This is a genomic window from Desulfomicrobium macestii, from assembly GCF_014873765.1.
In the GTDB taxonomy this organism is placed as follows: Bacteria; Desulfobacterota; Desulfovibrionia; order Desulfovibrionales; family Desulfomicrobiaceae; genus Desulfomicrobium; species Desulfomicrobium macestii.
This window is the reverse complement of sequence record NZ_JADBGG010000041.1, coordinates 1-13,462: the sequence shown is the minus strand read 5'-3', so window position 1 is coordinate 13,462 and position 13,462 is coordinate 1. Positions and strand designations below refer to the sequence as shown.

Below are 13,462 nucleotides of genomic sequence, written 5' to 3'. Positions count from 1 at the left end.
TTGACATTGAATGTCAGGTTTTGACACTGAATTTCGGTTTTCCGCATTGAATGTCGCGGCCCACCCTCGCCCTGTTTTTTCCTGGAACATTTCCCCCCCTGCTCTTCGCCCTGGTCGTCATCCTGCTGCGGGGCGGGGTGGGTTGGGCGCTTCCCCGGAGGACCGGGGACCGGGCTTGAAGGTTGCAGCCGTCCGGCGGCCGGAAGCCGTCCGGCGGGCGGGCAACCCGGCATCGCGGATGCCGCCGTACCGGTTCAAATCCCTAGCGCACAGCTCGTTTGACCTGGTCACGTCCACAACAACCCCTCTGTCCGTCACTCCTACATTATATATGCACGCGAGCGCGTGCCCCAACTCGTCCCCCTTGGGGGGGGGGGGAACCGGCCTGGCGGCCGGGGAGGGCGGTGCGGTGCCCCTTTCCCTGGTGCAGATCCACAAGACCGAGCAGGAAAGGCAGTGGGCCCCACTCCCTGCGCTGCGGGGCGGGGCTCGTTTAGGCCTGCGCTGTCGGTCCTTGAAAGGGGCCGTGCGCCCGCAGTGCACCGTCGGCTTTTTTGCCAACGGTGCACTGCGGGCGCGGCTGTCCTGGCTCGTTAAGCTGCATGAGGAGCTGTGATGGTGGCGGTGATGGTGATGGTGATCAACGCCCGGGACCCGACACGGGCCCGGGCTTGCGCTTCGCTGGCGGCGGCGGGTCTGGTCGCGACCGCGACACCGCAGCTGAAGAGCTCCCGGCCTAGCGGCCTATACGCCGCTCTCCCGGCGGCGGTGTGTCGCCGCTGTCGCGGCCTACCGCACGCGCTTATAACTGCATTTTTGGCGACGCATTTAATTTCGCAACGCAACATTTAATGTTAGTTTTTGACAGTGAATGTTGCGACATGACATTGAATGTCAGATTTTGACATTGAATGTATTTAGTGCGCTCAAAAAATACGCAATAATCATTTTTTATGCGTTACTTTAGATAATTTTCTTGACAACCACTGCCAAGATTGATATGTATTAGTCATGGAGAGCGAGAGAAAAACAGAAAAACACACAAGGAGAACGAATATGGAAAAAATTAAATGTCAGAGCTGCGGAAATATTTTTGAAAATGAAACTGATTTTTATCAGCTTTGTCCAAACTGTTATGCAGATTATCTTTTTTACGACAGGGCATCGGACGAATTGAGGAGAGAAATTAAAAAAAATACAGGCTCATTTAGCGATATTGAAAGATTGGATGAGCTCAAAGAAAGATACAGTAGAGCAGCAAGACGTTACAGCGAAAGATTATATAAAAATAAATATCTAATCAATTCGACATATAAATGTAAAAAATGCAATGCAAAGTACGAAAGTCATTATGATACTATTTTTTGTGATACATGCAGAGAAGATTGGAATAAATTGCGTAGTGAGTTAGGTTTTGACAAACCGCGTGGTGAATTAGATTTTCTTAAATATAAAAAGTGTGATGCGCATGAAGAATTGCTTGAAGCATACGCTGACTATGATGAATTGTATGACAAACACAACAGAGAAAGATTAGGTCTTTAACACACGGGGGAAACCATGGACATCCTAGGACTCAAATACCTGACCCGAAACGCGTTTAAGTATCTTCGCGGCACAGCACGCGAAACGCGAGTTTTGTCTAGTAGCGTAAAAATCATCAAGCAAAACATTAAAAACGAAGGCGACGACGCTTACGACTACAGCGAACAGCAGTATCGTGCAGACATTAAACGCCTCCACAAAAACGCAACCGTCAGTCAGTACATTTTTATGTCAGTCATGGCGGCATGTGTCGCGGGCGTTATGTACTGCCTGAGCATTGACTCCATGTCCGGGGCCGGGGCATGTTTGGCCTGGGCTGTCGTTTTTGGAATGTACACGCTGCGCACTGCTAACGATGTCGAAAAAATGAGCAACGCGATAGCACGGCGAGAATAGCCATGGCAGAGACTACCAACGCACAAACAGCGCCGGAATTTGCGCAAGATATTGATTTTTCGTCCGGAAACATCGGTGACGGTTTATTGTCGTCAATTTTTGGCGACTCGTGGCACAATATGTACGATAGCGGTCCGACTAGCGCGGTTGGGCCGCTCTTGGTCGATATTTTTACATTGTACAACACTGCCATTGCTATGGCTGCAAGCGCTGTTATACTGTTTTTGATTATGTCCGGCACGATGCGGGCAGCGCACGAAGGCTCTTTTTTCTCGCGTTACAATAGTATTGCTTCTGTTATGCGTGGCGTAGCTGGTGCAGTAGGCATTATTCCGATTTTCGGCATGTCTCTTGTACAGATGATGGTTTTGTCTTTTGCAGGATTCGGATTTACAACTGCTGACCGTATCGCTGAGATGACAGCAGCGCACCTGTCGACAGGCCGCCCGCTTACTACATTTCCGGCATTTCACGACCAAAATAAAGATAAAGCGTTGCTTGCGCTCTTGCAATTAGAGACGTGTAAAGCTTATAAAGACACGCACTATAGTCAGCTTGGAGCTGATCCAATGCCGGTAAGCTGGGATAAAAATCAAATTGTTTACGGCAAAAAGAACTTTTTCAGCATGAATGATAACTCATGCGGCTCTTTAACAATAGACGCGCATTACTATCAGATTGCGCGTTATGCGATAGACGATGTTGTACAAGAGTTGCGACCGATTGCAGAGTCTATTGTCAAAAACGAGCAGTACCAGCCGACGGAACGACTTGCAGCAGCAAAAGCCCGTTTTAAACAGCTCGATACAGAGCTTGCGGATGTTGCGCGGATCGATATAGACAAAAAAGCGCAAGACGGTATTGCAAATTTTAGTCAGAGCGTTGCTGTTAAAGGATGGATGACGCTTGGCACATGGTATTACACAATATCAGAGCAAACAGCGCGTTTTAATCAGCGCGTCACGTACGATTTTACGCCAGACGTCCCGGATTTTACAAACATGATAGATACCGAGTTAGGCGGGGTCGGTGTCTATATTATTCGCAGTGCAAGTTTTTTGCATAGTAACGGCGTACAAGTCGCGGAAATTTCCGGCGCTGAGACAATGCAAGCAATCACTGATGCAGTTTTTAGCATATTGGACGGCGGCGGAGATCCGTATTTAAGATTAATAAATCTTGGACATTACGCAGTACAAAGCGCAGTAGTGCTAGTCGGTGTTAAATCAGTTGCAGCGGTTGTTAGCAAATTGCCGATTGGTGCAGTTGCAAAGGCCGCTGGTTGGGTCAGCGATTCGGGCATAATCGGTACGGCAGTTGTGTTGTGCATGCTCGGTGCAGGCGTTTTTCTTTCTCACGTATTGCCGTTTATACCGCTCTGCATTTGGATTTTCGGCCTGTGCTCTGTCTTTATAAGCATCCTGCAATCAGTGCTGGCCGCGCCGATTTGGTCAGCAGCACACATACTGCCGAGTGACAATGGCGGACACACTAAGCAAGGCTGGATGTTGTTAATGTCCATGACACTGCGTCCGATCCTCATTACAATCGGTTTTGTGTGCAGTTATTTTATTTTATCAGGTATTTCGTGGGTTTTCCTGGAAAGTGTTAAACCTTACATTGTATCTGGGTCCGTCAACACCCCAGGTTTCGACTACATCAATTTTTTTATCAGATTGACTGTTACATTTATACTCGCCGGTTTTGCAGTTGCAATCATTGCTATCAGAGCGTTCGGATTTATGTTCCAGGCGGCGGACGAAATTCTTGCATGGGTTGGCGGTCAATCGCAGATGAGCGGCGACGACAAGGCGGCTTCTGGCAAGATTATCGGCGCCGGAATGGCTGCCGTGACGCTTGGTCGCGGAGTCGGAGCGCTCAAGAGCGGCGCTAAGCCCGTGGCAGCCGGGGCAGGCAAAAAGGCATTGCCCCAGGGGAGTAAATAACGATGCGTGCACATATAATGATCATCACCATTGCCCTGGCCGGGCTCGTCCCGGCCGGGGCCTGGGCTGACGGACCACAGGCGCTTAATCACGGCCAAATTGGCGCGGACCTTGTGGCGCTGGCCGGCCTGGCGAGGATTGCAGCCGGGGCCATTGGTTTTTTCCTTCTGGGTGGCGGGCTGATTGCGTTCATCAAGAGCAAAGGCCGTCAAGAGTCGCCAGGTCGGGCATTGTCCATGGTCCTCGTTGGCGGTGTATTGCTGTCGGTCGCAAGCGCGGTCAACATGGCCGCCGGGTCGCTTTTCGGAGCTGACAGCTTGCAGCTCGTTGGAATTGAGAGTCACGTGACGGCCAAGGCCGGACCGGCAAGCGATATGTTTAAGACTTTTTTGCGGATATCCTGGGTTGTCGGTTTCCTTGGCTTCATCGCTGGATGGTACGGGCTAACACATGGCAAGCGGGCCCAGGTCGGGGTTTGTATCGCTAAAATCGTTGGCGGCGCTTGTGCTATGAACTTGCCGACAGTGATCCAGGCGGCGGCGAAGTGGGGCGGGATTTTTGCGGGGATCGGAACATATATTAACTAGATTTTTCTTCCTCTCCCTGTGTGTTGTCCCTCGGGAATTGGTCTCGGGGGGCTTTTTTTTTGCGCAAGACTTTAGCGGCATTATTTCGGGTATTTATGAGGGAGAGGGCTCGCACTGCTCTTTGCGAACCGTGACGGTGACAAACTCATAATCGTCTCCCTCGGGGGCTCCAATCAGAAAATCACACACGAACCCGCCCCAGCCTCCGAGCAGGTCTACAACTGTTCCCCGTGTCACGGCGAAAAGCAAAATTTGATTGATGTGCTAAGGCTAACAATAATAACCAGATTTAGATAAAAAAGCAAATTCAATTGGTATCTTCGATTATTTCAATGGTTCTTTTTTGATTTTGCTTTGGAGTTCTGGGTGAAGCTTGTCTATATCAACGCGTTGTTCATCAATTGCTTTCAATAAAATTTTTTTCGACTCTCGCGCGGTAATTCTTATTACTTTTTCCGCTTTTATATGTTCAATAACTTGATTTTTTAAAATACCTAAAGACGAATATGTTAAATCAACAATATCGTAATGCGTATCAATTAAATCATAAACTGGAGTATTTCCAGGAAACGGGATAATTTTCAATCCATTGTCAGATAAAAAAGTTTCTTCTAATATTATATAATCAGTTTTATCAAATTTTTGAAAATTTGATATGGTGGCTAAGACAGCTTCATTGATTTTGTCACTGTTTTCAATTTTCCATGTAGATAATTTATTAGAAGTTGTTTTCATACAATTTGTTATTGCATCAGCAGATGCGTCAGCTCCACTTATAATGTTGTTTTGTCTCCATTTCGCAATTTCAATTTTCCTAACAAGCAGAGCCATTAGTTTGTATTTCCTCAGTTATTTCGTTTATGACTTGGTCGATATAGTCTTGAAGCCATTTTTCAGTACATTTGATGCTTTTTAACGCTTTAATAGATTCCTGATTTCCCCATATTTCATAAGCTCTAACTCCGCATTCTCTAATTTCAACATCCTTATGCTTTAGCGCAGCTATGGCCATAGTTTGTCCAACAGGATATATATCATCATATTTAAGGTGAGCAATAATTCTTAAAATTCCAGTTACAATGTTTTTAATGTCAAAATTTTCGATGAAAATCGAATTAAGTAATAATGCGGTGTCTGTTTTGTTTGTACTAATAATATTTTGAACATATTTGTCGGCATTTGAATTAAAGCCATAATCAAAATCTTGCAATAAAATTAGATCAATAATGTTTTTTTTATGTATTGAGCAAAAATCGTTAGAGGTTTCGATTTTTAGCTCTTCACTTGATCTTGAATTTGCAAGTTTTTTTGTTCCGAAATATTGACAAAGAATACTAATCTCGCTTCTACTGCTTTTGATATTTGTGTCGTTAAAAATTTTATATATTATTGGAGCAAAATTATCATCTTCAAAGTTGGTTGATTGGAATTTTGTTTGTCTAGTTGTTGTAGGGCGTGAATTATCAGTCAGTAATAATGGTAATTTGATATACTTAAACATCGAGATATTCCTTGAATTCTTCTATTAGATCTGCACGAATAGAAACTGCTTGCTTCATGAATTCATCTATATGCTTCAGTTCGAATCTTGTTTCTTGATTTTCATGTGTTGTATTAATATCAAACTGTACTTCAATTCTGTCAAAATTGTAAGATTCTGATTGAGATGAAAAAATTCCTTGTAAACGATTGATTGATGATATTATGTTGTAATTTTCTTGTGAGCCAAGAAGTTCTTTTTTAATTTTTGACACCGTTCTGAAGTTCCATTCAAATGGAGGATTGTCTTCATAAAATTTAATTTGATTAAATAATTTACAATATATACAATCAAGCTTTTCACTGCTTATTTCTTTTAGGAGACCACTTGTGACCAATGAAAACCGACTAGATTTTTTATTAAATTCTAATAGTATTTTTTCAAATGTTTTTACAGAGTAATTCGTAAAATCTTCAATTTTTCCAAGATTATTTCCTTTTGAATCTATGGGATTTTTTTCAATATCTATCCTATTTGTTAAAAAATTTATGTGCCACTCGCGATCGTTTGTTATTAATTGTACTCTGTGAGCGTTGCCGCTTGCAATTTGTGATATTTCTTGTATTGTGCTTGGAATGTAATTTTCTTCTTTAAATAAAGATAATATTTTTATAATATTTTCAGAATTAGGTGAAATATCAGTGAAGTTGCCAAATATGCTTGCCTGGTACTTTCCATTAATGTCAAACATGAAATCCCCTTATGTAGAGAGATAATTTACAGAGATACTTATTATACAGAATGGGTGTCATCTACTGAGCCCTGAATTGATAATATTTTGGGGTAAAGCCCACGGGCCTCAAATGTTAACGGGGACTTGGCGTAAAAAATATCCTCGTCAGTGTAACAAAGCCTTTTTATTTTTAATCTTTAAAAAAACATAAATTATTGTCGGAAGTTTTTCAAGTATTGGAGCTAGTTATTTTCTACGAGAAAAGGACAGCAATACTGCTCAGGCTTATTAGAAATACATTTAGGGACGACCAAAAACATATCAGTTTAGACTGATTCTCACAACTGTTTACCCCAAATATCCCTTATCACCTTTCCGTATCAGACCGTGCACAGCAAGGCTCTGGGCCACACGGTCAATCTTCGCGGCAGACGCGCCTTTGATCCCAGCAGCGAGTTCATTCGTGGTGGCCTCACGTCCAAGTGCACGAAGGGTTTTCATGAGCAGGGCAATCCGCCCGGCTTCATCCTTGGGCCAAGGTGTCAATTCTGCGGCCTTGGGTTTGGTTTGTTGCGTTTGGGCCTGGGGTATCGGCAGGGACGGTGTTTCTTCTCTTCTGGTGCTTTCCGGGGCCTGGTACTCAGGGCGTAGCCAGCGGATCACCCCTTTCTTTTCTTCAGCAGCTCGGGCCTTGTTCAACTCCACCAGGCGGGACAATATTTCGGAGTCAGAAAGATCGGCAGGCCAACCGTAGGCATCGGCAACGGCAGCATCGAGTTCGTTGTGCAGGGTCAGGAGGACTGTGCCCAAGGCCTGTTCATGTGCTTTATTTTCTGCGGGCGTGAAAGACTGTCCGGAGCGGAGGCGTTCCATGGCGTTGTACATGCCGGTCAGTGTCAGGTCCGGGTGTTCGTCCTGGCGGGCCTTACGGTGGGCGTCAAGACGTTCCGCAATGTCTCGGATGCGTTGGCGTTGGCATTCATCGGTGGCAGGGAAGGGGAAAGGGTTGAAGCAAAGAGTGTTGTTGTATGTTGGATCGTTCCCGACTCCATGTGATGCTCCGGCGGCTAAAGACCAAACCGTGTGCAGGCGGCTTGAAAGAACACCAAGAAAAAAAGCATCATCAAGTGCAATGGCCATTACTCGACTTTCTGGGAGAATTTCAGAGTTTAGAAAGCAAAAAATGCGATGTTTTGCAACTCGGACAGTAGCAATGTAGCGTCTCAATTTTTTGATTGCAGGCCTTAGTTCTCGCCTGGGTTCTCCAAAAATCCACCAATTTTTTTTGTACGACTCTCTATTATTTTGATCTCTTTCTGGTTTCACACGCTCTGATATCCATTGGAAGATAGTTGGGAATTGCGTCAAAACCTCACTTTCGTTAAGTCCAAAAAGGTCAATAACCATAGCGTGGCGGTTTTTTCCTACTAAGTCATTCCCATTACAGAACGGTCGAATATGACAATCTATTCCTTGAACCTTACCTAGCCCGAGAATTTCTGCTTCTAAATTTGTAACAATGAAGCCAGTTCCGTGAAGTTTGACCCCTTGAAAACAAAGTGCAGAATTTGAAAATAGTTGTTTGATGTCTGTTACATCCGCCCCCACAGTCAAATCCGCATTGACCCGTCCCCATTGGCTGGACAACGTGACATCCCTTTCAACATCAGAACCTTCTTTTTCATGCGTCACGGTCTGGACTTCCCCGGCCTCATGACCAGGCGCCCCAACGGTCAACGCGATCCGTACGGCTGCGCCGTCGGCGCTGTCCACCCATGGGTGATCCGGAATGGCGAAGGTCACAGACAGACCCGCATCCAGGTGCAGGGCGATTATGCGACGGTTGAAGGCTTGGGAAATGCTGTTGGTGGTGATGAAGCCGAAACGAACCGCCTTCTTTGCCCTGACAATCTCGGCGGCCTTGTGCCACCAGTACATGACCAGGTCGCAGGACTCGGGCAGTTCGGGATAGGCTTTGGCCAGCGCTTCAAAATAGCCTTGGCCAAGGATGCCGCGCTTTGAGCTTCCCCCCAAGAACGGCGGATTGCCGAGAATGAAATCCGCCTCGGGCCAAGATGCCGGGCGAGGGTTCTTAAAAATCATATCCGGAAGAGTCTGCTCCGGGTCCGGCACTTCGCGCCCCGTGACCGGGTCGGTCTTGGTGCTGCGGCCATCCCAGCGCATGACGGGCTTCCCGCTTTCGTCGGCGCGATATTCCCAGCTATCAAAGGCAAGGATTGCGTCCCTGGATTCGATGTTTCGGAAGGCGCGGATGATCGGTTCAGAAGGCGGCGTGTGTCCGTGGGTTCGAAAATGCCATTGCAGATATCCAATCCAGAGGACCATTTCCGCTATTCTCGCGGCCCTGGAGTTGAGTTCGAGGCCCAGGAACTGGTGGGGGTCTACATGCGCCCCTTCCATGCGTAAGCGCCCCTGAGCCCCATAGCGGGATTCTTCCTGGACCACTTCGGCTTCTAGTCGTTTGAGGAGTTCAAACGCCACATAGAGAAAGTTCCCCGTACCGCAGGCCGGGTCCAGGATGCGCAGCAGGCAGAGCTTTTTCTGAAAGGCGGTCACGATCTTTAGGGCCTTGGCCCTGTCACCGTCTTCAGCGGCCATGGCTGCCGCTGCCTGGATGCTTCGCCATTCCTCCCGCAAAGGCGTGATGAGCGTTGGAGCAACCAAACGTTCTACGTAGGCGCGTGGTGTGAAATGCGCTCCGAGCTTGTGGCGTTCGTGCGGGTCAAGGGCCCGCTCCAGGAGGGTGCCGAAAATGGCGGGCTCCACTTCCCGCCAGTCGGCCTGGGCGGCCTTGAGCAGCACTTCAATCTGAACGCGGTTCAAGGGCAGAGCCAAAGGGTCGGCGAATATGCCGCCATTGAAGCGTAAGAGCTTGTCCTGAATGGCCACAGACCAACCGCCAATATTCATTGCGTGCCAAAGATCCTGGGCCGTGGGCGCGAAGCCCTCAGGCTTGTTCAGGCCGTTTTCAAGAATCTTCTGGAAACATCGTTCAGGCAAGAGCCCTACGTCTTCGGCAAACATGGTGAACAAGCAGCGCATGAGGAACGCGGACACGTCATCGGGTGCATGGTCACCCTCAAGAGATTTTGCCAGCTCCGCCAAGTGGGCGGCAATTTCACGCGTAACCTTGGCCGAACGCCGCGACGGGTCCAGGGAAAGGGGATCTTCCCAAATGGACTTGAACATGGTCGCCACTTCGGGCTTGGCGAGATCCGCAAGGGAGAATCGGTGCTTACCAGGTGAGGGGTAGGGCGCATAAAGGCCGCCAGTGCGTGAAAATTCCGCGTAGATATCGAAAGAGAATCCAACGTCTATGACGATGATGAACGGCGGGCGCCCTTCAGTGGCGGGAAGGCGGCGCACATAGTCTTCCGCCTGGTGAAAGGCGCGGTCCATGAGCCGATCCCAGGCAGAGGTGCCACGCTTGGTTCCTGCCTTCGCCGGACGGGCAACGATTTGTTCAAGGGGTGTTTTTTCGCGGACCTCTATTCCCTGCTTGGATTCGAGGACGAAGCAACCGCGCTTGTATAGGTCAATGCGGAGATCGTGGGTTTTACCCTCGTCATCCTTGTACGCAACGGAATGTTCAAATTCGTAGCCTGGGACGGTTTCCGCGTCAGTGGGCATCGGCGGTAGCTCCAGAATGGAAATGAATTCCGTCAAAAACCGCTGGCTATTTCCTCGTTCCGAGCCGTGGGAATTGCTCCAACGGGCGATGAATTCCGCGATATCCACCATGGTTATTTCCTGGTATTTTGAATAAAAAATGGGGTTTTCGGTGAAGAAAACCCCTGCCATTATTTGTGAAACATCGCAAGAAATTGAGCAAAATAGAAGCCCCTCGGGAGAGGGGCGCGCTAAAAATACTTATAGTTTTTGTAAGTTCATGTTTTCTTCCGAAGGCACGCTGTACGGCATGGGGAGATAAAAAGGTTTAATATATGCCTTGCTAGTTAGCTCAATAATAAGATCCTTCATTGTTGTATAAAAATAAGGAAGAGACATCTGTACGATGTCTTCATCGTCTATTTCGACATTATCATGCAATGAAAATTCTGCTTGCAGTGAAATTTCAAATTTAAACGGAATGTTTCCACTGTTTGACTTGATAGACGCGATAATGTCAATCGTATCACTTCCATCTTCTTTTGAAACTGCAACAGTGTATTTACATTTTACTAATGGCTTGTTCTTAATGGGCGATTTAATATTTCTTGTATTAAATTCGCATTTTGTAAGTCTTGGCCCTTTAGTTAATATAAGTTTTTGCTTGTCCATAGTCCTCACCGTTTAAATCTTGTTCATACATAAAATCTTGTTGTAATACAAAACTTGTACCCGATTTTTCAGGATTTTGTTTTTGTACTTTTGTGGCAAGTTCTATAGTTTGTTTTCTTGCAATGCATTCAAGTTTATTTTCAACTCTTGATATCGCGTTTGATTCAGAAAGGAGTTTAATAATCCATGTATTAAGCGACACTCCTTCATTCTCTGCACTTTCTGCGAGATCTTTATGTAGAGTTTTTGGCATCCTTAAACGTGTTTGGCCGCTATAATTATTATGGACTAAAGTTTTTGGTAAAGGAGCGTTTTTTCCTGATTCTTGGAATTCGTCTAAAAACAAGGATAGAGCAACATTTGCTTCTCTTAAAGCTTCTTCTGGGCTTTCACCAAACGCAGATAATCCAGGAAAATCTGGGCACGTTGCAATAAAGCAATTGTCCTCGTCGCTCCAAAGAACGGTAAATCCGTGCTTAAGCATTGAGCGCCTCCTGATTAGTCGGTTAATATATAGGCTTCGATAAATTTAATCAGTTGCCTGACTTGGTAAAGTTTAGCTTTTCCTTTATCATTTTGAAAATTCATCATCTCGGCGGGGTGATCTTTGTGTTGATATAGAATGTGAGATCCTGATTGGCGTTTAAATATAAATCCTGCAGACTCTGCACACGCGCAAAACTCTTCAAACGAGGTGTTGCTCGGTGATCTAACGAGTTTGTCGTAGCACTTCTTGATTTTGCCATCCTCTGCCATGCACCCCCTCCCAATGGATGGATCCGTATATGGAACCATTTTTTCATGTCAAGAGAACTAATATGCCTTGCCCAAAAAATGGCAAGGAAAATTTAAGTTTTTTTGAGTGGTTAATTTTGAGATATTTCACATGGTTTTTACGTATTATCCAAAGATGTTGGGTTGTTACCAATAGACTCTTTGGGGATCTGTCGACTTAGCATGTCGTCCACCGTCGCCACTGCCCGCTTTAGGGCCTCATCGCTTAAATGCGCATACCGTTGTGTCATGGCGCTGCTTCCGTGTGTCAGGAGTTTTTGCAAGCTGTACAAATCCACCTTGCCGGAACTGGCCAGCGTAGATGCGAAATGATGCCGCAAGCCGTGACATGGTCGGAAATCCTTTGGAAGCCCTGCTTTCTTCCTCAGTCGCCGCCCCATGCGCGTGAACCCCTCTCTAGGACCACCGTCAGCACCGGGCCACACGTAGGAACTTTCTCTGCGCGTGATCCTCTTCAGCACCTGGACCGCGCCTTGGGAGAGCGGAACGGTCTGTGTCTTGTCATTCTTCGCCACGGCACCGCGTAAGGTCAGGTAGCCGCCTTCCAGGTCCACGTCACTCCACTGGAGGTTGAGAAGGGCGGTCTTACGGATGCCGGTAAAGAGCGCCAGCCGAAAAAATGCCGCGTCGTCTTGGTCGGGTTCTTCATCCAATGCTTCAAAATATGCTTGAAGTTGATCCTCACTCATAAACTCGGTTTTCTCGTTATCGACGGTAGGCATCTTGAATTTGAGGTGCGCGGGCGGGGCAATGTGCCCCATGTCCGCCGCCCATTTGAGCATCCGCTTGAGTAGGGCTAGGACGTGCTTCTGGGTCTGAGCGGAAAGGGGCTTTTTGGTTCTGGCGCTCTTGCGCTTGGCAAGGTCTCTGCGCAGGTGTTCAATGTCCAGGGTCACAAGATCTTCAGGGATCTTTTCACCGAAGTCGGTCAGAAAATAGCTTGCATAAGAACGGTCAGGCTTAGCGCTGGAACGGTCTTTGTGCGCTTTGTCGTACTCGTCCCAGATCTTTTGCACGGTCCAGCGTCCGGCCTCAGCTTCCTTGACGGCCTTCTCTTGGGCTCTGCGCTCGGTATTGGGTTGGTCTTTACCAGTCATGCGTAGGACCCGCACTTGCGCGGCTTTGGCCTCGGTCATGGCTGCGGAGGATTTGCCGACCGGTTCATCGATAAGCTTTGATTCACGTCCGCCAAGCCGGTAGCGGATATAATATGATCGCTCGCCGGTTTTTTCATCCTGGCGCCAATAGACGCCGGGGTATTTTTTTGATTTCTCGCGTATCAAAATTGTCTCCTAAGGTGCCCCGCCCGGTGCCCCGGTATGATTTCTAGGAATTGTTCCAGGGAAAAACGGGGGGGGGCAGGCTAGAATCCTACGCCTAGCATGGGTTGCCGGGCCTTCACGCTTCGGGACTGCCCCGGTAGTCCCGCTCCGGCGCCCCGATGTGCCCCGGTATGATTTTGTCTACCGGGGCGCGGGAAAGCTAGGGCTGGTAAGGGTTTTCGAGGTTGTGCCCCGGTGCCCCGGTAAAAATGAAAATTAGATGCAAGTATTTAATAGACAGAATCGAGGGCTTGGAACCCTCTGGATTGCCACAGAAAAAATGGACACAGACCGGGAGGTTAAGCCGCCCTGTTTCGCTGTCTCTGATAAAATGATTTTTCGAATGCCTCGGGACT

Annotated in this window: 13 protein-coding genes; 5 read left to right on the top strand and 8 right to left on the bottom strand. The window is 47.4% G+C overall.

The window, feature by feature from the left end; all coding sequences use genetic code 11:
- Positions 1-331: 331 nt before the first annotated feature.
- From H4684_RS18230 to H4684_RS18210, 5 genes are all read left to right on the top strand, one after another.
- Complete coding sequence (locus tag H4684_RS18230; RefSeq protein WP_192624836.1) at positions 332-616, top strand: hypothetical protein; 285 nt, start codon at positions 332-334, stop codon at positions 614-616.
- 440 nt (positions 617-1,056) lie between these two features.
- A complete protein-coding gene (locus H4684_RS18225) occupies positions 1,057-1,545 on the top strand; it encodes a hypothetical protein (RefSeq protein WP_192624835.1) in 489 nt (162 codons plus the stop codon).
- Positions 1,546-1,560: 15 nt separating this feature from the next.
- The gene (locus tag H4684_RS18220; RefSeq protein WP_192624834.1) at positions 1,561-1,941 is read left to right on the top strand and encodes a hypothetical protein; all 381 of its coding nucleotides are present in this window, start codon (positions 1,561-1,563) and stop codon (positions 1,939-1,941) included.
- Between the two features lie 2 nt (positions 1,942-1,943).
- Positions 1,944-3,887, top strand: a complete 1,944-nt coding sequence (locus H4684_RS18215) for a DotA/TraY family protein (RefSeq protein ID WP_192624833.1) — start codon at positions 1,944-1,946, stop codon at positions 3,885-3,887.
- 17 nt (positions 3,888-3,904) lie between these two features.
- Positions 3,905-4,474, top strand: coding sequence for a hypothetical protein (locus H4684_RS18210; protein WP_192624832.1), 570 nt, complete (start codon positions 3,905-3,907; stop codon positions 4,472-4,474).
- Between the two features lie 324 nt (positions 4,475-4,798).
- Here H4684_RS18210 and H4684_RS18205 read toward each other — a convergent pair whose 3' ends face one another.
- From H4684_RS18205 to H4684_RS18170, 8 genes are all read right to left on the bottom strand, one after another.
- Positions 4,799-5,305, bottom strand: coding sequence for a hypothetical protein (locus H4684_RS18205; protein WP_192624831.1), 507 nt, complete (start codon positions 5,303-5,305; stop codon positions 4,799-4,801).
- A complete protein-coding gene (locus H4684_RS18200; protein ID WP_192624830.1) occupies positions 5,289-5,975 on the bottom strand; it encodes a hypothetical protein in 687 nt (228 codons plus the stop codon). The genes H4684_RS18205 and H4684_RS18200 overlap by 17 nt, the downstream gene beginning before the upstream one ends.
- Positions 5,968-6,705: a hypothetical protein gene (locus H4684_RS18195; RefSeq protein ID WP_192624829.1), complete on the bottom strand. Its 738-nt coding sequence runs from the start codon at positions 6,703-6,705 to the stop codon at positions 5,968-5,970. Before H4684_RS18195 ends, H4684_RS18200 begins: the two co-directional genes overlap by 8 nt.
- A 330-nt stretch (positions 6,706-7,035) precedes the next feature.
- Positions 7,036-10,449, bottom strand: a complete 3,414-nt coding sequence (locus H4684_RS18190) for a class I SAM-dependent DNA methyltransferase (RefSeq protein WP_192624828.1) — start codon at positions 10,447-10,449, stop codon at positions 7,036-7,038.
- A 129-nt stretch (positions 10,450-10,578) separates the two neighbouring features.
- Positions 10,579-10,989: a hypothetical protein gene (locus H4684_RS18185; RefSeq protein ID WP_192624827.1), complete on the bottom strand. Its 411-nt coding sequence runs from the start codon at positions 10,987-10,989 to the stop codon at positions 10,579-10,581.
- Entirely contained in the window at positions 10,961-11,473 is a 513-nt protein-coding gene (locus H4684_RS18180) for a type II toxin-antitoxin system HicB family antitoxin (protein WP_192624826.1), read from the bottom strand. The genes H4684_RS18185 and H4684_RS18180 overlap by 29 nt, the downstream gene beginning before the upstream one ends.
- Before the next feature lie 14 nt (positions 11,474-11,487).
- Positions 11,488-11,745 (bottom strand): type II toxin-antitoxin system HicA family toxin, encoded by a 258-nt coding sequence (locus H4684_RS18175; RefSeq protein ID WP_192624825.1) that lies wholly within the window; start codon positions 11,743-11,745, stop codon positions 11,488-11,490.
- 137 nt (positions 11,746-11,882) lie between these two features.
- Positions 11,883-13,067: a tyrosine-type recombinase/integrase gene (locus H4684_RS18170; RefSeq protein ID WP_192624824.1), complete on the bottom strand. Its 1,185-nt coding sequence runs from the start codon at positions 13,065-13,067 to the stop codon at positions 11,883-11,885.
- Positions 13,068-13,462 lie beyond the last annotated feature (395 nt).